Annotated in this window: 16 protein-coding genes; 8 read left to right on the forward strand and 8 right to left on the reverse strand. The window is 72.6% G+C overall.

The window, feature by feature from the left end; genetic code table 11:
- Positions 1-5 precede the first annotated feature (5 nt).
- From ABZ937_RS06725 to ABZ937_RS06755, 7 genes are all read right to left on the reverse strand, one after another.
- Positions 6-1,664: a hypothetical protein gene (locus ABZ937_RS06725; protein WP_361686508.1), complete on the reverse strand. Its 1,659-nt coding sequence runs from the start codon at positions 1,662-1,664 to the stop codon at positions 6-8.
- Between the two features lie 148 nt (positions 1,665-1,812).
- Positions 1,813-2,079 (reverse strand): hypothetical protein, encoded by a 267-nt coding sequence (locus ABZ937_RS06730; RefSeq protein WP_361686511.1) that lies wholly within the window; start codon positions 2,077-2,079, stop codon positions 1,813-1,815.
- Positions 2,080-2,218: 139 nt separating this feature from the next.
- Complete coding sequence (locus ABZ937_RS06735; RefSeq protein ID WP_361686514.1) at positions 2,219-3,157, reverse strand: sigma-70 family RNA polymerase sigma factor; 939 nt, start codon at positions 3,155-3,157, stop codon at positions 2,219-2,221.
- A gap of 10 nt (positions 3,158-3,167) precedes the next feature.
- Positions 3,168-4,358, reverse strand: coding sequence for an FAD-dependent oxidoreductase (locus ABZ937_RS06740; protein ID WP_361686517.1), 1,191 nt, complete (start codon positions 4,356-4,358; stop codon positions 3,168-3,170).
- A 122-nt stretch (positions 4,359-4,480) separates the two neighbouring features.
- Positions 4,481-5,560, reverse strand: coding sequence for a HAMP domain-containing sensor histidine kinase (locus ABZ937_RS06745; RefSeq protein WP_361686520.1), 1,080 nt, complete (start codon positions 5,558-5,560; stop codon positions 4,481-4,483).
- Positions 5,553-6,248: a response regulator transcription factor gene (locus ABZ937_RS06750; protein WP_361686523.1), complete on the reverse strand. Its 696-nt coding sequence runs from the start codon at positions 6,246-6,248 to the stop codon at positions 5,553-5,555. Before ABZ937_RS06750 ends, ABZ937_RS06745 begins: the two co-directional genes overlap by 8 nt.
- Positions 6,249-6,315: 67 nt before the next feature.
- The gene (locus ABZ937_RS06755) at positions 6,316-7,020 is read right to left on the reverse strand and encodes a VanZ family protein (protein ID WP_361686526.1); all 705 of its coding nucleotides are present in this window, start codon (positions 7,018-7,020) and stop codon (positions 6,316-6,318) included.
- 239 nt (positions 7,021-7,259) lie between these two features.
- Here ABZ937_RS06755 and ABZ937_RS06760 point away from each other — a divergent pair, with 239 nt between their 5' ends.
- The 8 genes from ABZ937_RS06760 to ABZ937_RS06795 all read left to right on the forward strand — a co-directional run bounded on the left by ABZ937_RS06760 (position 7,260) and on the right by ABZ937_RS06795 (position 18,712).
- Complete coding sequence (locus ABZ937_RS06760; RefSeq protein ID WP_361686529.1) at positions 7,260-8,906, forward strand: hypothetical protein; 1,647 nt, start codon at positions 7,260-7,262, stop codon at positions 8,904-8,906.
- Between the two features lie 4 nt (positions 8,907-8,910).
- Positions 8,911-9,792, forward strand: coding sequence for a hypothetical protein (locus ABZ937_RS06765; RefSeq protein ID WP_361686532.1), 882 nt, complete (start codon positions 8,911-8,913; stop codon positions 9,790-9,792).
- 8 nt (positions 9,793-9,800) lie between these two features.
- Positions 9,801-13,373: a CHAT domain-containing protein gene (locus tag ABZ937_RS06770; RefSeq protein WP_361686535.1), complete on the forward strand. Its 3,573-nt coding sequence runs from the start codon at positions 9,801-9,803 to the stop codon at positions 13,371-13,373.
- 8 nt (positions 13,374-13,381) lie between these two features.
- A complete protein-coding gene (locus ABZ937_RS06775; protein WP_361686538.1) occupies positions 13,382-14,725 on the forward strand; it encodes a hypothetical protein in 1,344 nt (447 codons plus the stop codon).
- Between the two features lie 97 nt (positions 14,726-14,822).
- Positions 14,823-15,032, forward strand: a complete 210-nt coding sequence (locus ABZ937_RS06780; protein ID WP_361687039.1) for a ferredoxin — start codon at positions 14,823-14,825, stop codon at positions 15,030-15,032.
- Positions 15,022-16,395: an FAD-dependent oxidoreductase gene (locus ABZ937_RS06785; RefSeq protein WP_361686541.1), complete on the forward strand. Its 1,374-nt coding sequence runs from the start codon at positions 15,022-15,024 to the stop codon at positions 16,393-16,395. The genes ABZ937_RS06780 and ABZ937_RS06785 overlap by 11 nt, the downstream gene beginning before the upstream one ends.
- 30 nt (positions 16,396-16,425) lie before the next feature.
- Positions 16,426-17,670, forward strand: coding sequence for a cytochrome P450 (locus ABZ937_RS06790; RefSeq protein WP_361686544.1), 1,245 nt, complete (start codon positions 16,426-16,428; stop codon positions 17,668-17,670).
- Positions 17,671-17,722: 52 nt separating this feature from the next.
- Positions 17,723-18,712 (forward strand): NAD-dependent epimerase/dehydratase family protein, encoded by a 990-nt coding sequence (locus tag ABZ937_RS06795; protein WP_361686547.1) that lies wholly within the window; start codon positions 17,723-17,725, stop codon positions 18,710-18,712.
- Here ABZ937_RS06795 and ABZ937_RS06800 read toward each other — a convergent pair whose 3' ends face one another.
- Positions 18,713-19,822, reverse strand: a complete 1,110-nt coding sequence (locus ABZ937_RS06800) for a HAMP domain-containing sensor histidine kinase (protein ID WP_361686550.1) — start codon at positions 19,820-19,822, stop codon at positions 18,713-18,715. It lies immediately after the preceding gene.

Genomic DNA, 19,822 nt, shown 5'->3' on the forward strand with positions numbered 1-19,822 from the left:
GCGGCTCAGCGGTAGTAGGCCGCCAGTTCGGCGATCGAGGTGAAGGTCTGTGTTCCGCCGCTGCCGCCGATGACGCGCACGCCGTCTCCGCTCGTGGTGTCGAAGTCGAAGACGTAGGTCCTGTTCGTGCCGGCTGCCGACGACGTCGGGTAGGACGGTGTCGTGCGCAGGCCGGTGACGTCGGTCCAGACGCCGTCGCGCCGCACCTGGATCCTGGGAGCGCTGCTGAACCAGCCGCCGTCGCCGAACATCGTGCCGGTCGTGTAGGCCACCTGGTTCAAGCGGTACGTGCGCGGCCAGGTGTAGCCCCACCAACTGGTCGGCTTGCGTTCGTCGTTCCAGTCGTCCTCGTTCTGGGCGGTGTTTCCGTCGTTGTAGATCGCGGTGCCGAAATGCGTGGCGCGTTCGACCTGCACCGTGCCGGCTTCACGCGCGAGGTTCCGCGAACCGTCAGGCGCGTTGCCGGGAGTGGTGGGCACCGACGGCGTGAGGGACATCTTCCGCAGCGAGAAGGTGTATGCCCAGAAGTCGCTGGCGGGATAACCGCCGCCGCACGGGCAGACGTTGGACTGCAGCCACATCGACTTGCCGTCCGGGCTGATGTACTTCGACGGGATGGTGGTCGCGTAGCCGCCGTGCTTGGTGTGCGTCCAGGGGTAGCCGCCGAAGTCCTTGGGAGTGAAGTGCTTCCACGGGCCCCACGGGGTGGGCGCCTCGTAGAACTCGTACGTGTACTCCGTCCAGGACGTGTAGATGTAGCGGCCCAGGGGCTTGTCGTAGACGACGCCGCCCTGGCCGATCACGCTCAGGTCGCGGGCGCGGCCCGCTGTTCCGACGTTCTGGTAGACGCGGTGGTCGTCGTGGAGCACCGACACCCGCTGGTCGATGGCGGACGTCCACGTCGGCGTGCCGTTGCTGTCACCGGCGTAGAACTGCCATGCCGACCGGTTCTGGATCGATGCGGCGGGCACCCGGGCCAGGTAGAGGTCGGCCGGGTCCGGGTCCGGGTCGTAGGTGTCACGCCAGTTGTAGTCCAGGCCGTAGGCGTAGACGTAGCCATCGGGGCTGCCCGCGTTGTCCTTGCCGTAGTCCAGGAACATGACGGTGGTGAACTTCTGGTCCGTGAACATGGGCGTGGTCTTGTCGGACGTCCAGGTGGCGCCCTTGTCGCTCGACTTCACGATCGTCGCGCTGGGCGCGTTGTCGAGGGTGCCCTGCTTGAGGTCCTGGACGGCGAGGTACAGGTCGCCGTTCACGCAGACCATGCCGGTGGGTTTGCGGTAGTACTGCGACGGGTCGCCCCAGATCCGGCCTATCCGGTCGCCCGCAGCGAGCTGGGTGCCCGTCAGGTTGCCGGGCGTACCGCTGATCCGAGCCACACCGATGTCGTGCCAGGTGTCACCGAAGCCCACGCCGTCGCCGTAGGCGCTGTAGACGTTGTCGTCGTTCGACCAGCACGAGGGCCACAGGTCGCCGTGCTCTTTGTTGTCACCGATCGCCGGGGCGCCGACGGTGGCGCCCGCGTCGATGCTCACGGTGGAGAAGTACGTGCTCTCCGGCGCGTTCGCGAGTCCGGCGGCGTCGGCACGCACGGCTGGTGTGGTCAGTGTGGCCACGGCGGCCAGCCCGGCCGCCAAAGTGATCAGGGTTCTGAGTTTGCGCACAGACTTTCCCCTCCCGACTGCGTAGCGAGGTCTGGCGAGGACGGTGGCAGAAATCGATTTCAGCGTCAAGAGGGTGCGGGCAGAAGGTGATTGCAGCACCATCCTTGACGCACAAGGAGGCGGGGCCTAATTTCTGGTGAAATGGATTTCAGGCGGAGCCGCCCGAGGCTTGGTCACCGTTGCGGGCCTCGCCGTTGGGCATGATGGTGCCGAAGCTGTAGTGGCTGGCGCCGCCCATGCCGGCGACGAAGTGCCGGATGCCGCGGGTGGTGTCGAGCCGGCCGCTGGGGTGCCTGGGAGCGTGGTCGGCGCCGGAGGTGAACCGCGGCTGGTGCCGGTAGGCGAGGGTGCACGGCTTGGTGCCGGCGGCCAGGTCCGAGCGCAGCCACTGCTCCTGCGGTGAGCCGACGGCCATGCTGACCTCGGAGTTCAGCGAGACCTCGTGCCAGCTGCCGAGGTCGTAGGCCGGTCGGCCTCACCTGTTGATACCCGAAGCGGAGTCACCGGCCGCACTGGGGTGACCCTGGACCGGCCACGGTTGTCCCATGCGGGAGTCACCATGCGGGGATGACCGGCGCGTCGGGTTCGTGCTGCCGCCAGGCCTCGGTGAGGCGCGTGAGCCGGTTCGCGGCGGCGATGCCGCGCAGGGACGCGACCTTGCCGTCGCGGACGTCGAACGCCACGGCGCCCACGACCCGGTCGTCCATCACGGCGACGACGGCCGGGGAGCCGTTGACCAGCGCGATGTGGAGCGCGGGTGAGCCTCCGGCCAGCCGGCGCTTCGCCGGGGTGGGCTTGAAGCCGGCCCGCACGAAGGAGGCGATGCGCTCGCGCGTCCTGTACCGCAGCAGCCGCCTGGCCAGTCCGGCGCCGTCCGAGACCGCGGTCGCGTCGGCGGTGAGCATCGCCACCAGCCGGTCGGTGCGCCCCGACGTGGCCGCGGCGAGGAACTCCTCGACGATGCGGCGCGCGGACGCGGGGTCCACCTCGTGGCCGCCGCGGCGCTCTGCGGCGACCCGGCGTCGCGCCCGGTGGACATGCTGCTGGCTCGCGGCCTCGGTGATGTCGAGGATCCCGGCGATCTCGGCGTGGGGGTACGAGAAGGCCTCGCGCAGGACGTAAGCGGCCCGCTCGACCGGCGAGAGGCGCTCCATGAGGGTCAGTACGGCCAAGGACACCGATTCGCGCTGCTCGAAGGTGTCGGCGGGGCCGAGCATCGGGTCGCCCTCGAGGAGCGGCTCGGGCAGCCAGTCCCCGACAGCGCGCTCGTGCCGCGCCTGCGCCGAGCGGAGCCGGTCGAGGCTGAGGTTGGTGACGACCTTGGTCAGCCACGCTTCCGGCACCTCGATGCGTTCCCGGTCCGCCGCCTGCCAGCGCAGGAACGTGTCCTGCACGGCGTCCTCGGCGTCGGCGGCCGAGCCGAGCAGACGGTACGCGAGCGAGGCCAGCCGGCCCCGGCTGGCCTCGAATCGATCGATGGCTGCGCTGTCCATGCGGAGGAGCCTATGCGGTGACCTTCACACCGGCCGGCTCGGGCTCGGTGACCAGGCGTCGCTTGTGCTTCGGCATGCCGAAGGTCGGGTGGGCGATGCTCCATCCTGACCCCTTGAGCACGCCCGACTTGAGGCGCGCGGCGGTCCGGCCGCCCAGGTACCAGGACTTCGACCGGACGTTCCCGTCCACCATCTGGAAGATCGCGTCCCGCCGCCCGAGGCTGATGTGGTTGCCGTAGTACTTCAGCCCGGTGGTCGGGACCTGTCGGCCCGTCAGCCGCGCGATGATCGCGGCGGTCGCCTGCATGGCGGTGAAGCCGGCCGAGGCGCAGGACATCGGCAGCGGCCGGCCGTTCTCGCCGATCGCGTAGGCGCAGTCACCGGCGGCGTAGACGTCCGGGTGCGAGACCGAGCGCATGGTGCGGTCGACGACGATCTGGCCGGTCTCGGCGACCTCCAGGCCGCTGGCGGCCGCGATGGGGTGTACGGCGAACCCGGCCGTCCACACGGTCACGTCGGCCGGGACGGACGTGCCGTCGGCGGCGATGGCCCGGGTCGGCTCGACGGCTTCGATGCCGGTGTGCTCGTGGACGGTGATGCCGAGCCGGTCGAAGGCCTGGCGGAGGTGGCGGCGGGCCTTCGGGGAGAGCCAGGCGCCCAGTTCACCGCGGGCGGCGAGCGCGACCGAGAGGTCGGGCCGGGACTCGGCGAACTCGGTGGCGGTCTCGATGCCGGTCAGCCCCTCACCTACGACCAGGACGGTGCCGCCCTCGCCCAGACCGGCCAGGCGCTCACGGAGACGCAGCGCCGAGGACCGGCCGGTCACATCGAAGGCGTACTCGGCCACGCCGGGCACACCATGGTCGGCCACGGAACTGCCGAGCGCGTAGAGAAGGGTGTCGTACATGACCTCGCCGTCGCCGTCCTCGCCGGTCACGGCGACCGTCCTGCGCTCGGGGTCGACGCCGGTGACGCGCGCCAGGCGCAGCCGCACCCCGGTGCCCGCGAACACGTCGGCGAGCTTGCGGAACGCGAGGTCCTGGCCGATCGCGAGCTGGTGGAGCCGCATCCGCTCGACGAAGTCGGGCCCGGCGTTGACGACGGTGATCTCGGTGTCGGCGGGGGACAGCCGGCGGGCCAGGTTTCCGGCGGCGAAGGCCCCGGCGTATCCGGCGCCGAGGACGACGATGCGGTGCTTCATGGCAAGGCTCCTGTCTCGTTCGCGTGCCCCCTGAACGAGACGGCGCCCCGATTGCTGACAGGAGCCGGGTGTGACGTGGGCCACCCACGTCAGGACGCGTGGGCCCCGCTCGGCGACGATGCCTACGGCGTGCCGGGAAGCCGGACCGTGACGAGGAGACCGCCGGCGGGGCGGGGGACGAGGGCGAGGGTCCCGTCGTGGGCGCGGACGATGCTGTGCACGATGGCAAGTCCGAGGCCGACGCCCGCGTGCTCGTCGGTGCGGACGCGTTCCGTTCCGCGCCGGAAGGGTTCGGTGAGGGTCGGTACCAGTTCCGGTGGCACTGGATGGCCCGTGTTCTCGACCCGCAGCACGCTCGCGTCGTGCTGCGCTTCGGTGTGGACCGTCACGGTGCCGCCGGCGGGGAGGTTGTGGACGATGGCGTTCTGGACGAGGTTCGTCACCATGCGCAGCAGAAGCTCCGCCGAGCCGCTGGTCCGTGTCGCCCCGCCGGTGACGTCGAGGGTGATCCCGCGCTGTTCGGCGAGGGGAAGCAGGGTTTCGGCGGCCTCTTCGGCGACGAGGGAGAGGTCGACGCTTTGACGGGTGAAGTTCCCGCGGTCGCTGCGGCTGAGCAGCAGGAGGGCCTCGGTGAGGTCGATCGCGCGCGTGTTGACCGCCTGCAGCCGTGCGAGGAGTTCGTCTCGGTCCCGTGTGGGGTCCTTGCGGGCGACGTCGAGCAGCGTCTGCGAGATGGCCAATGGTGTGCGCAGTTCGTGGGAGGCGTTCGCGGCGAACCTCTGCTGCTCGGCGACGTGGGACTCGAGTTGTTCGAGCATGGTGTCGAACGCGTCGGCGAGTTCACGGAATTCGTCCTGGCGGCCCTCCATGCGGATCCGGTGGGACAGCGATCCCTTCCCGGCCATCCGTGCCGCGGCCGTGACCCGCGTGAGCGGTGCGAGCATCCGTCCGGCGAGGAACCATCCCCCGGCGAGGCCGAACAGGAGCAGGAAGACCATCGCCAGGGCCGCGGCGGGGACGAAGGTGCGCACGAGGAGGTAGCGATTGGGCGCGATCCCCAGAAGGCCCTTGGGAGTGTCCGGTACGTAGCGCAGCACGAACGCCCACACCACCGTCAACAGGAGAGCGCCGGCGACGGCGAGGAACCCGGCGTAGCTGAGGGTGAGTTTCAGTCGGACGCTGAGCCCTGGGCGTCTACGCATGCGTACTGCCGGGACGGATGGCGTCGGGGCCGGTGTCGATGCGGTAGCCGACACCCGGCACCGTCGCGATGATCCACGGTTCGCCGAGCCGTTTGCGCAACGCGGAGACGGTGATGCGGACGGCGTTGGTGAAGGGGTCGGCGTTCTCGTCCCAGGCCCGCTCCAGCAGCTGTTCGGAGCTGACCACTCCGCCCTCGGCGGCGACGAGGACTTCGAGCACGGCGAACTGCTTTCGGGTGAGCGCGACATAGCGTCCCTCGCGGAAGACCTCCCGGCGGAAGGGGTCGAGGCGCAGGCCCGCGATCTCACGGACCGGGGGCCGGGCGTACGCGCGCCTGCGGTCGAGCGCCCTCAGCCGCAGGACGAGCTCCCGCAGGTCGAACGGTTTGGTGAGGTAGTCGTCGGCGCCGAGCCCGAACCCGGACGCCTTGTCGTCGATCCGGTCGGCGGCGGTGAGCATGAGGATCGGGATGCCGCTGCCGGAGGCGACAATGCGCCGGGCGACCTCGTCGCCGGAGGGGCCGGGGATGTCGCGGTCCAGGACCGCGAGGTCGTAGGAGTTGACGCCGAGCAGTTCCAGGGCGGAGTCGCCGTCGCCGGCGATGTCGGCGGCGATCGCCTCCAGCCGGAGACCGTCACGGACGGCTTCTGCCAGGTAGGGCTCGTCCTCCACGATCAGTACGCGCATGTCCGAAGCCTAGGCAGCCCGCCATATCGCCGACGTATGCGATGCCGTGTGCACACCGGACCGCGGCTCAGCCCGCCGGTATCGGCGCGGGGCGAGGCCGGTCCGCCGGCGCCTCCGCCGCAGTGCGCCACCAGCGGCGCGACGCCAGCCCGGCCAGCACCGCGCCGGCGGCGTTGACCAGTACGTCGTCCACGGAGGAGACCCGGTCGAGGCGCAGGACGTACTGTGCGGTTTCGACCAGGATCGAGCAGCCCGCCCCGAGCGCCAGGATCCGCGGCACGGACGCCAGCGCCGCGCACCGTATCGGGGCGAAGAACCCCAGCGCCGCGAAGACCAGCAGGTTGCCTACGATCCCGAGCGGCCCCATGGTGACCAGGTCCCGCAGCGGTACCAGGCTCACCCGTCCGGGGACGATGCCGGCCCCGGCGCCCGGCATCATGGTCAACCACAGGAAGGGCACCGTCCCGTGGACCATGCCCACTTCGGCCAGCGACATCCGCCACGCCGATGTGACGCCGGCGGCACGGCGACGGCGCGCCAGAGCCCACACCACCAGCGCGGCCGGCGGCAGCGCGACCAGCGTCATGAGCACCACGCCGTTGAACGTGTCGAAGCAGCCGTGCCACCGCCCGGCCATGCACATCGGAGCGGACATCATGAGCGGCCCCCGCACGACGAACACGGCGCTCGCCGTGCCGAGGGTCGCCAGGCCGAGGAGCACGATCCTGCGCGTGCGGCGGGGCGGTGCCGACAGGGATGCGTTGTGGTTCATGCCCCCATTGGAGACGGCGGGCCGTTGCGGTGGCGTATGCGATTTTCGATACGCCCGCGATACACGGAATCCCCGTGGAGAGAAGGAACGTATTTCCGGAGTTCCTCAATCCGCCTTCACCGTCACCTTCGCTCCTTTCACCGCCGGAAAATCCGGCACATCAGTGGCGGCCGGAACCCGCCCATGCCATCATTCGAGTCGTAGCCACCGTCTGCCATCGGTCTCGATCCTGAGGGGCTATGGACCGCGCGATTGTGATCATCGGAGTGCAACGGACCGGCGGGCTTCCCGTGTTGCCGGCGGTGGGGGGCGCGATCAAGGCACTGCGGGAATGGGCGACCGGGCAGGGTATCCCGCCCGAGCGTGTCGCGGAGATCTCCGATACGGAACTTCGGCCGGTCACCGCGGACGCCGTGTTCGAGGCCGTCGACGCATTCGCCCAGCTGCCCACGCTGGAACAGCTCGTCATCTACTTCTGCGGACACGGAATCGTCAACAACCGGAACGAATTCTGGCTTCTGTCGGCAGCACCGAACAACCCGAACGCGGCGGTCAATGTCGCCAAGAGCGCCGAACTGGCCTCCACCGGACGGATTCCCCACGTCGTCTTCATTTCCGACGCGTGCCGTACCGCTGCGACGACCATCAACGCGCAAGGGGTCACCGGTTCGGTGATCATGCCGAACACCGGTGTCATCGGCCCCGGCCGGGCCGTGGATCTCTTCTTCCCCTGCCTGCTCGGCGAGCCGGCCTACGAGGTGCAGGATCCCGTCGAGGCCGGCAAATACCACTCCCTCTACACCGAGGTCCTGGCGGCCGGACTCCGAGGCGACTACGCCGAGGCCGTCGAGCCCATGGCCGATGCCGAGGCCGTCGGCCTCGTGCGCCCCCGTCTGCTCGCCGACGCGCTGCCGAACCGGATCGCCGACCGCGCGGCCGCCCTCAAGGCCGGACTGACCGTCAACCAGCGGCCGGACGCGCGGATCACCTCGGACTCGCGGGTGGCGTGGCTGTCGCGGATCGTGCTCCGGCCGGACGCCGCCGGGCTTGAGGTCGGCGCCTTCCCGCCGTCCCCGCCCACCGATCTCAGCGGTGTCCGCCCGCCACGGACCCGGCTCCGGGGCCAGCAGGGCCGGCCCGGAAGGCCACCGGACGGGCAGCCCAACGCCGCGGCGGAGCAGGCCGCGAGCGCGGCAGCCAGTCGGCTGATCACCCATCGCCTCGCCGGTGGCCGTCCGCCGACCGGCCTCGTCGTGCGCGGCGCGCGGATCGCCGAGGCCCACGCGGAGCCCGGCATCGCCGTCGACGCCGGCGAGCACACGGTCGGCGTCGGTATCCCCGGCTCCAGAGGCTCGGCGCGGGTTCTGGTGCGGCTGGACTCCGGGAGCTGCACCGTCGTCCCCGTGCTGCCCGGCTACGCCGCGACCCTCACGGTCGAGGACGGCCAGCTCGTCGACATCTGGTACGCACGCCCGGGTCCTCCGGGCCCCGGTGCCGCCTCGGCCTGGCGGACGCGTGCGGAGGTCGCGGCGCGCTCGCGGTTCGGGCTCCCGGCACCCCCGGACATCGCTGCGGCCCGCGGCGACGATCCCGCGCTCGCCGTGTACCGGGCCTACGCACTGGCCGACGCCGGGCGACGCGCCGACATTCCCGCCGAACAGGACGCGCTGCTGGCGGCCGTCGGTGTCACGTTCTTCGACCTCGATCTGCTGGTGCCGGGCAGACCGGCCGACGCGACGCCCGGTCATCCCCTCATGGGCCGCGGCTGGGCGCTGCTCGACGCCACGGGCCCCGTCGCCGACGCCCCACGACCGCTGTCGTCGCACTGGACGCTGTTCCCGGACACCGCATTCACCTGGCTGCGTTCCGGCCTGGAAAGGAACTGAATCGATGCGCAAGCTGGTGCTGGTCCACGGCCGCTCACAGCAGCACAAGGACGCGAAGGGGCTGAAGCAGGAGTGGCTGGATTCCTTGCACGCCGGGCTGCGCGCCGCGGGCATCACCACCGAGATCGCCGACGCCGACGTCGCCTTCCCCTACTACGGTGACACGCTCGACCAGTTGTCCGACCATCCGCAGGGGCCGGCCGTGGACGTCGTTGTCGCGGGCGTGGGTGACGCGGACGAGGCCGAGAAGGAGTTCATCGGTTCTGTCGTGGCCGAGGCGGTGGACAGGAACGGGGTGAGCGAGGCGCAGATCCGTGCCGAGGCCGGGGCGGACGTGATCGAGCGCGGCCCCCTCAACTGGCCCTGGGTCCTCGCCGCACTCCGCGCGCTGGACCGGCTGCCCGGGATCGGCGGCGCGAGCATCGCGCTGACCACCCACGACGTGTACATGTATCTCCGCAACATCGGTGTGCAGCGCGTCATCGACCAGGGGCTGCGCAGTGCCGTACAGCCAGGTGAGGAGACCGTCGTCGTCTCCCACTCCTTGGGCACCGTGGTCGCGTACAACGTGCTGGCACGTGAGGCCGCGCAGGCGGGATGGCGGGTGCCGTCGTTCGTCACGCTGGGGTCGCCCCTGGGGGTTCGTGCCATCGTCGACCGGCTGGCGCCCATCACCCATCCGGAGCGTGTCGGGCCGTGGTTCAACGCCTTCGACGTCCGGGACACCGTCGCGCTGCGTCCTCTCGACGCCGTCCACTTTCCCGTGACACCGTCGGTCGAGAACTACGGCGGCGTCCACAATCCGACCCCCAACCGGCACGGCATCTCCGGCTACCTCGGCGATCCGACGGTGGCCCGCCGCATCCACAGCGCTCTGACCGCCTAGGACCGGCCGTGCCGAGCAGCCCCCGCGTCCGCCGGCTCGCGGCCGAACGCCGGCTCCTTGTGTTGCTGTCCCGGTTCGGGTCGCGGCGCCGCGAAGCGATCCGGCTGGCAAGCGCGGGTCTGCTCAGCCTCGCGCTGTACCAGGTCAGCGGCCGGCCCGACGACCTGCTGAAGGCAGCGGCCCTCTACGACGAGGCTCTCGGGCCGGCGCGGCGTCACGGGCCGCCGGGCGCCGCGGCGGCCTACGCGTCGAACCTCCTGGCGGCTGCGGTGCTGCTGCAGGACGAACACGGCGACGGGCGGCTGTTGGGTGCCGCGGTGGACGCGGCGGGGCCGGTGGCGGCGGCCGGCCCCCGGGAACCGGCCGACACGTGGCGCTCGTTGCTCGACAACTACGGCATCGCCTGCGACCGGTTGAGGACGTCCGCGGAGTCGGCGGCTCAGGGGCGGGAGGACACCGAAGTCGGCGCCTCGGCCCATGCCTTCACCGTTGCCACCGCGCGCTTCGAGCGTCTCCTCGACGCGTACCGGGCCGACGGTGACACCGAGGTCCTCGACCGGGCCGAGCAGCTGGTGGCGGCCGCGTTCGCCACGGACCGCTCGTCGCTGGTCCCCTACGAACAGCTCCTGATCGCCGCGCACAACGGCGCCGCCGTCCAACAGGAGGTGCACCGCCGTCAGGGCCGTGCCGTGGCCCTGCGGCGCGGGGTCGAGCTGCTCCGTCCCCTGCTCGCGCTGCCGCAGCCCCTCCCCCTGGGCCGCCCCTCGGAAGACCTGAACGTCCACGATGCCGTACGGGCAACGCTCGCCCACCTCGATCTGACGCTGTACGAGGCGGCGGGCGACCCCTCCGCCCTCGACGAGTCGGTCGCACTGCTCGACGCGCGGGTGGCGGACGACCATGCGCGCCTGCTCGTCCGGGAGCGCACCGACCTCGGCGCCGCACTGCGCACCCGCTACGAGCTGACGGGGAGCGCCGATGACCTCCGGCGCTCGGCGGACGTCATGACCGGCGTGCCGCTGGCCGACGTCGCGGCGGACCTCCGGGCCGGATTCGAGGTCAACCGGGCCACGACACTGGCGGCGATCGCACGGCGGGACAGAAGTGTCCCCGGGCTGGTCGCGGCGGCGGACGGGTACCGGCGTGCGCTGGAGGCCATCGGCGGCGCGGACGACACGCTGCGGGCGACGGCCGAGGGAAACCTCGGGACGGCGCTGTCCGACCTGTACCGGCTGACCGGGGACGACCGCGTCGCCGAGCACGCGACCACGGCGATGACCAACGCGGTCTCGCTGACGCCGAGGCACGGCGGGGCACTGCCGAAGTACCTGTCGAACCTCGGCAACCACCTGATCGACGTCGCCGAGGCGCGCGGCGACGGCGGGCTGCTCGCGGCCGGCGTCGACGCGTGCCGCCGGGCCACCGAGCTGGTCTCACCGGACAATCGGTTCCGGACCCGGTACCTCGACAATGCCCTGCACGCGCTGGCGGCGCTCTACAACCGGACGCGGGAGGACTGGATCGTCGCCTACGCGTTGCGCGGCGCTCGCGAGATCGTCTCCGCCACGACCGACCGGACCCACCCCGACCTGCCGGGACACCTCCTGTCGTACGCGACCTGGCTGGCGCACGCCGCCCGCGCCGCCGCCGACGCCGACCTGCACGACGAGGCGGTCCGGGCGGCGGAGGAAGCCGTCTCGCTGCGTCGGGAGCGCGGCGAGGATGCCGCCGATGCCCTCATGTCGCTGGGCCGCATACTGTCCGGTTGGCGGCAGACGTCCGCCGAGGGTGCCGAGCCGGACGCGGGGGCGCTCGCCGCGCTGCGGGCCGGGCTCGACGCCACTCCGGCCGACGACCGCCGCTACGCCGGGCGGGCCCGGGCTCTCGCCGCGCTGCTGGCCCGGGCGGGCGACTCCGGGCCGGACGAGGCCGAACGGCTGCTGCACACCGCACATCAGGCCCGCACCGCACCGCTCGCCGACCGGATCGAGGCGGCCCGGGACCTGGCTCGCCTGCTGGAGCGCACAGGTCGCTTCGCCGACGCGCTGGATGTGTACGAGAGCGCGCTGGATCTGCTGGAACTCATGGTCGGGCCGGCCATCGCGCGCCGTGACGGGCAGGCGATCCTGGCACGCCACGGGACCCTGGGCGCGGACGCGGCGGCCTGCGCGCTTCAGCTGGACGATCCCGTCCGTGCGCTGTCCTGCGCCGAGCACGGAAAGGCGGTGCTCCTGACGCAGACGCTGGCTCTGGCGTCGGATCTCAGCCTGCTGCGGCAGGCGGCACCGGAGCTGGCCGAGCGCTTCACCCACGTCGCGGACCGCATGCGCGTCGCGGGCGTGCTGGGCTCCGCCGCGGACGCCGATCCGGCGCCGACGACGTCCGTGCCCCTGGCCGGGAGCCAGGTGCGGCTGGCCGTCGACGACTTCCGGGCGGTCGTGACCGAGATCCGCGGGCTTCCGGACCTCGGTGACTTCCTTCGTGGGCCCCGTATCGGGGAACTGCTCACGGCGGGAGCGTACGGGCCCGTCGTGGTGGCGAACGTCACCGGCTCCCGTGCGGATCTGATCGTCGTCCGCGCGTCCGGGATCGCGCACGTCCCGCTGCCGGACGCCTCCTGGGCCGACCTCGGCCGGGTCACCATCGCGGTGTCCGAGGCACTCGACGCGGACGACGGCAGCGACGCGGCACTGCAGGTGCTCGAGGACCGGGTCGCCGACTGCTCACAGTGGCTGTGGCGAGCGGTGTGCGCACCGCTGATCGACGCGCTCGGCCTGTCTCCGGGTACGGACGGCCGGTCACCGGACCTGCGCATCTGGTGGTGTGTCTCGGAGTTCCTGGCGTACCTGCCCGTGCACGCGGCGGCGCCGGACCCGTCCGGTGCCTCGATGCTGGACTACGCCGTCTCGTCGTTCGTCCCCAGCGTCGGTGCCCTGCTCGCGGGCCGGCGACGAGCCGGGCGCGCGGCGGGCGAGGTGCGCAGCGTCCTCGGGGTCGCTATGCGGACCACTCCCGGGTTCGACGAACTGACCGCCGCGGATGCGGAGATCGACGCCATCGCGCACCTGTGGCCGCATCGGACCGTGCTTCTCCATGGTGCGGAGGCGACCTCGGCCGCCGTCACCACCGCGCTGCGCTCGCATCACCTCGCGCACTTCGCCTGTCACGCGGCGATGTCCCATGACGACCCGTTCTCGGCCCGGCTCGTGCTGTCCGACGACGCGACGTCTCCTCTGACGATCTGGCGTCTGGTCGATTCGGGCGCGGCGGGTGCCGGTGAGCTGGCCTACCTGTCCGCCTGCCGGACCGCGCGCCCCAGCATCGCGCTGCCGGCGGAGTCCCTGCACATCGCCTCCGCCTTCTACGCCGCGGGCTTCAACCAGGTCATCGGCAATCTGTGGCCCGTCGAGGACGAGGTCAGCCTGCGGGGATCCCGGACCGTGTACGCACGGCTCACCGAGTCCGCCGACGCCGACAGCCTGCCTGGCGCGGAGGCGGTGAACGCGTGGGGCCGCGCCCAGCGCGGACGGGACCCGCACACGATCACACGGTACGCGTCCATGATCCACACCGGCATGTGAGGGGGCCCATGAACCAGCAGGGCGACGACGACGGACTGCCCGATCTCCTCGCGGCCCTGGACGGGCTGCGCCGCTCCGACACCGGGAAGGGCGCCGGAGCACCACCGGCGCCTGTGCGTTCGCCCCTCGGCGGTGGCGCCACAGCCCTCGACTTCACGAGCACGCTGCTGGCGACTCTCGTCGCCGAGCCCACCGGTTCGCCCACGGTACGGAGCTGGGTCGACGAGCTGGCGCCGGCCGGTGGGGACGGCGACCGTGTGACGGTGGCCGCGCGCTCCCTCCTTGAGGCGTTCCCGGAACCGGACGACCTCCTCACGACCCTCGTCGACACCCTGCTGGCGGCCGACGAGAGCGAGACACTCGCGGCCCTGCTGAGGCACACCAGCGGCACCGCCGGTCTGCACCTGCCGCATCGGACGACGCTGACGGCCCTGTTGGACGCCAGGCTGCTGCCGCTGTGCGAGCTGGCGGTGACGGCACCGGAGGGTTCGTTGCCCGCCGCCCTCACGACGGCGCTCGTCGTCGCGCCGTCGTACGCCCAGGCGATGAGAGCCATGTCGGTGCTCGACGCGGCGGGCGAGGAGCTGCTCGAACTGACCCTGGTCGTCAACTCCTGCGCGGTCACGGCCTTGGAGCGGCTCGCGGCGGCGATTCCGGAGACGGTGGAGTTCCGGGCCGGGCTCGCCGCCGAACGTGCCCGGTACGCGAGCAACCTGGCCGCTGCCGGCCGGCACAGCGAGGCGGTGAGCGAGGCCCGCCGCGCCCTCGCCGTCGTCGAGGAACTGGCGTCGGACGCCCCGGAGGAGTATCTGCCCGACCTCGTCGAAGTGCTCGCCGTCCTCGTGCACGCCCTGCTGCTGCGCGACCGGTCCGCCGAGGCGCGCGAGGTGATCGACCGCGTTGCCGCGACTGCGCACGACATGCTCGCCGAACCGGCGGAGTTCGCGTCCATCGAGGTGTGCAACGCGCTGAGCCGGCTGGCGACGCTGGCCCATGACAACGGCTGCGAGCCGGCGGCATGCCGGATCGGACTCCTCGGCCTGGACTTCCTGATGCGGCTGGAGGACCCCGTACCCGAGCAGTTGGATGCCTTCTGCCGGTCGGCGATGGTGCTGGCGGACTGGCTGCCGGCCCAAGGAGCCGTGGCCGACGCGGTGTCCGTCCTGGAGCGTGCGGCGGTGGTCGCCGAGGAGCTGGCCGGCCACGACCGCGCGTTCGCGGCGACCGAGAGCGAGGTGTTGAGGCGGCTCGTGGCGGCGCTGGCACAGGCCGGGCGCATCGCCGAGGCGGCCACCGTCGCCCGCCGCGCCCAGCGCCTGCCGGGCGCGCCGGACGCGGACGGCCGGGGCTAGCTGGAGGTGCTCTCCTCCGATTGCCTCGCGTGGCGGGCCTCCGGATCGCTGTCCATGATGGAACGGGGAGCGCCGAGACGAGGAGGGCGCCGTGGCCATGCGGATCGTCGTGGATCTCACACGCTGCCAGGGCTATGCGCAGTGCGTGTTCCTCGCGCCGGACGTGTTCCAACTGCACGGGCAGGAGGGGCTGCTGTACGTCCCGGCCGTGCCCGACGACCAGGTGCCGCGTGTCCACCAGGCCGCGGCGGCCTGTCCGGTGCAGGCCATCCTCGTCGGCGAGGAGGTGCCCGCCGGTGGCGGGTGAGCTGCGGGACGGCCGGATCGTCGTCGTCGGCGCGTCACTCGCCGGGTTGCGGGCCGCGGAGACGCTGCGCGACGAGGGCTTCACCGGTTCGCTGACCGTGGTGGGGGACGAGCCGTACCCGCCCTACGACCGGCCGCCGCTGTCCAAGCAGGTGCTGCTCGGCGATGTGCCGGCGGACACCACGGGGCTGCCGATGCGCCGGGACCCGGACGCCGACTGGCGGCTGGGAGTGGCCGCCACCGGCCTGGACCTGCTGGGCCGGCGGGTGCTGCTGGCCGACGGCGAGTCCCTGCCGTACGACCGGGTGCTGATCGCCACCGGGACGCGGGCGCGGCCCTGGCCCGTACCGGAGGAAGCCGCCCTGGACGGGGTGTTCAGCCTGCGCACCCGCGACGACGCCGCGGGACTGGCCGAGCGGCTGGCCGCCGGGCCGGGCCGGGTGCTGGTGATCGGCGCCGGGTTCACCGGCTCGGAGATCGCCTCGGCCTGCCGTGAGCGAGGGCTGGACGTCACGGTCGCCGAGCTCGGCCCCGCGCCGCTGGTGGGCGCGCTCGGCGGGACGCTGTCGCAGCTCGCGGCCCTCATGCAGCGCGAGCACGGAGTGGACCTGCGCTGCGGGGTGACGGTCACCGCGCTGCTCGGGGACGGGAACGGCCGGTTCGCCGGTGCGGAGCTGTCCGACGGCACCCGGGTCGAGGCGGACCTGTGTGTCGTGGCGCTGGGAGCGGTCCGCAACGTCGAGTGGCTGGCGGAGTCCGGGCTGGCGGCGGGTCCGCGCGGGATCGCCTGCGACGCGGGGTGCCGGGCCTTCAACATGTACGGCATCGTCACCGACGACGTCTTCGTGGCCGGTGACGTCTCCCGGTTCCCGCACCCGCTGTTCGGGTACCAGATGCTCTCCCTGGAGCACTGGGGCAACGCGGTCGCCCAGGCCGGGGTGGCGGCCCACAACATGGTCAGTCCCGGCCCCTTGCAGCGCCCGCACCTGACCGTTCCGACGTTCTGGTCGACCCAGTTCGGGCGCAACATCAAGTCGGTGGGGGTGCCCACCTACTCCGACCGTGTCGTCATCGCCCAGGGTTCGCTGGAGGCGGGCCGGCTGGCGATGGCCTACGGCTACCGGGGGCGGGTCACCGCCGCGGTCACCGTCGACATGGCCAAGTCGCTCGACTACTACCGGCAGCTGATCGAGACGGCGGCTCCCTTCCCGCCCCCGCCGGGCGCGGCGGACCGTGCGATCGCGGCCGACGTGCCGATTCCGTCGGACGTGCCGGACCCGAAGGGACTCTCCCACGAGCCCGTGGTGGCGCTCACCGGTCACCTGCCCGACCGCCGGCTGATGGTGGTGCGGCCGACCGGCTGACCCACGTCCGCCCGACCACGAGGAGCCGTCATGGCCTCCGACTCCGGCACCCTGCTGGCACGGATCACCGACTACGCGAACCGCCCCGACCCCTACCCGCTGTACGCGGAACTCCGCGAGGCCGGTCCGGTGGTGCCGCAGGAGGACGGCAGCTGTCTGGTCGGCGCCTACCATCAGATCGCCGCTCTGCTGCACGACCCGCGGATGAGCGCCGACGAGCGCTCCGTCCGCACCTGGTCGCCGTCCGAACAGCCCAGGGAGCCGTCGTTCCTGCGCCTCGACGACCCCGAGCACCACAGGCTGCGCACCCTGGCCATGCGGCCGTTCGGTCCGCCGCACAGCCCCCGCCGGGTCGATTCCCTGCGCGGGGAGATCGCCCGGATCACCGAGGAACTGCTGGCGGCGCTTCCGGCGGACCGGCCGGTCGACATCGTCGACGATTTCGCCTATCCGCTGCCCGTCACGGTGATCTGCCGCCTGCTCGGTGTGCCACGCGAGGACGAGCCGCTGTTCCGGGCCTGGTCGGACACCCTGGTCGCGGCGGCGGACGTACGGCCGGGTGCGGACACCGCCGAGGCGGGCCGGGCGGGCGAGCAGGCCGGCCGCGAGATGCGGGAGTACCTGCTGGATCTCGCCGAGCAGCGCCGCGGGCGCCCGGCCGACGACATGCTCTCCGCCTTCGTCAACGAGCCGGACCCGTCGCTGCGGCTGGCTCCCGCGGAACTCGGGGTGACCGCCACGCTGCTGTTCATCGCGGGGCACGAGACCACGGTGAACCTGATCACCAACGGGGTGCTGACCCTGCTGCGCCGGCCCGAGCAGGTGGAACGGCTGCGCGGCGAGCCCGGCCTGCTGCCGCGAGCGGTGGAGGAGCTGCTGCGCTACGAGCCGCCGGTCCACATGCGCGAGCGGGCACCCCTCGTCGACTTCGAGGTGGCGGGCACCACGATCCCCAAGGGCACCTCGGTCTTCCTGGTGCTGGCCTCGGGCAACCGCGACCCCAGGGCGTTCCGCGACCCGGACCGGTTCGACCCCGCCCGCCCGGACAACGAGCACCTCGGCTTCGGCAGCGGCATCCACCTCTGCTACGGCGCGCCGCTCGCCCGGATCGAAGCCGAGACCGCGCTGGGGGCCCTGCTCCCCCGCCTGACGGCGGCACGCCTGGTCGAGGACCCGCCGCCGTACCGGCGCAACGCCATGCTGCGCGGCCCCCGCCACCTGCCCGTCCGGCTCGGCGGCCGCCCGGATCGCGTGTCCGGTCTTACGGACTCGTGACGTACGGGCGCGGCCCCGTGGTCCGGGGCCGGGGCGGGCCTAGCGTGGGCGTATGCGGGTACTGGTCACCGGCGGTGCCGGGTTCATCGGCTCTCATGTCGTCGACGCGCTGAGGGCGCGCGGGCACGAGGCGATCGTGTTCGACGTACGGACGGATCCCGGCGCGGACGTGCGCGATCCCACGGCGGTCGCGCGGGCTGTGGCCGGCGTGGACGCCGTCTGCCACCAGGCCGCGATGGTCGGGCTCGGGACCGGGTTCGGCGACGCGGCGGAGTACGTCTCACGGAACGACCTCGGCACCGCCGTGCTGCTCGCCGCCATGGCCGAGGCGGGCGTACGGCGCCTCGTGCTGGCCGGGTCGATGGTCGTGTACGGGGAGGGTCGGTACGCGTGCCCGCGCGACGGCGTCGTACGGCCCGGGCCGCGGGCGGTCGCCGATCTGGACGCGGGCCGGTTCGAGCCGAGGTGCCCGGTGTGCGGCGCCGAACTCGCCGCCGGGCTGGTCGGCGAGGACGCGCCGGCCGATCCGCGCAACGTGTACGCCACGACCAAGCTGGCGCAGGAGCATCTGGCCGCCGCCTGGGCCCGCTCGACGGGCGGGTCCGCCGTGTCGCTGCGCTACCACAACGTGTACGGGCCCCGGATGCCGCGCGACACCCCCTACGCCGGTGTCGCCTCGTTCTTCCGGTCCGCGCTCGCCCGGGGTGAGGCGCCCCGCGTGTTCGAGGACGGGCGGCAGCGCCGGGACTTCGTGCACGTGCGGGACGTCGCCGCCGCCAATGCCGTGGCGCTGGAGGCACGGTCCGCGCCGGGGGTGCTCACGGCGTACAACACCGGCAGCGGTGAGCCGCACACCGTCGGCGAGATGGCCCGGGCGCTGGCCGACGCGCACGGCGGGCCCGCGCCCGTCGTCACCGGTGAGTACCGGCTGGGGGACGTACGGCACATCACGGCCGACTCCTCACGGCTGCGGGCCGAGCTGGGCTGGAAGCCGGAGGTCGGGTTCGCGGAGGGGATGCGGGAGTTCGCGTCCTGCGAGTGATCAGGGGGCTGCCGGCAGCGTGACCTCGAAGCGGCAGCCGCCGGGGATGTTGCGTACGGCGGCCCGCCCCTGGTGGGCCTCGACGATGCCGCGCACGATGGCGAGGCCGAGGCCCGCGCCGGCCGGCGGCGTCCGGGCGTGGGTGCCGCGCCAGCCGGTGTCGAAGACGCGGGGCAGGTCCTCTTCGGGGATGCCGCCGCAGCCGTCCGTCACGGAGAGGACCACGCCGTCGGGCGAGCGCTCGGCGGCGACGGCGACCGTGCCGTCGGCGGGCGTCCGGCGGATCGCGTTGACCAGCAGATTGCCCAGGACGCGGCTCATCTCCTTGGCGTCGACCTCGACCGGTACCGGCTCCACCCGGTCGCCGACCAGCCGTACGCCGTGGGCGCGGGCGAGCGGGTCGGCGCCCGCGAGCGCGTCGCCGACGAGGTCGTACAGCGACATCCGGCTCGGGGTCAGTGCCAGCGTCCCCGCGTGGATGCGGGAGAGTTCGAAGAGGTCGCCGACCATGTCGTTGAGGCGCTCCACCTCGGTGCGGATCTGCTTGAGGTAGCGGTCGGGGTCGCCGGCGACGCCGTCCTCCAGGGCCTCCGCCATGGCGCGCAGACCGGCGAGCGGGGTGCGCAGATCGTGGGAGATCCAGGCGACGAGTTCCCGGCGCGAGGTCTCCAGCAGGCGTTCCCGCTCCCGGGACTCGGCGAGCCTGGCGCTGGTGGCCGCCAACTCACGGCTGACCTGGGCCAGTTCGGCGGTGGCCGGGGCCTCGGGGGCGGCGAAGTCGCCGGCCTCGCCGAACGAGCGTGCCGCCATGGCGAGTTCGTGACTGCGGGCGACGACCCAGCGGCCCAGTATCAGCGCGGTCACCAGGGAGACCACGGCGGCCATCGCGACGACCGTCGTCACCACCGTCAGGTCGTGCGGGGACAGGAACATCGCCCAGGCGACCGCCAGGGTGCCCGCGAGCACACCGCCCACACCGACCGCCGCGACCACGGCGAGGGACACGGTGAGCGAGCGGCGCCGCAGCAGCCGTAGCGCGGCGGCTCCCGCCAGGCCCGTGGCGGCGGCCCCGGCGAAGGCGTACAGGGCGATGAGCAGGGTGTCGCGCAT

Source organism: Streptomyces sp. NPDC046727, assembly GCF_040645635.1.
Classification (GTDB): Bacteria; Actinomycetota; Actinomycetes; order Streptomycetales; family Streptomycetaceae; genus Streptomyces.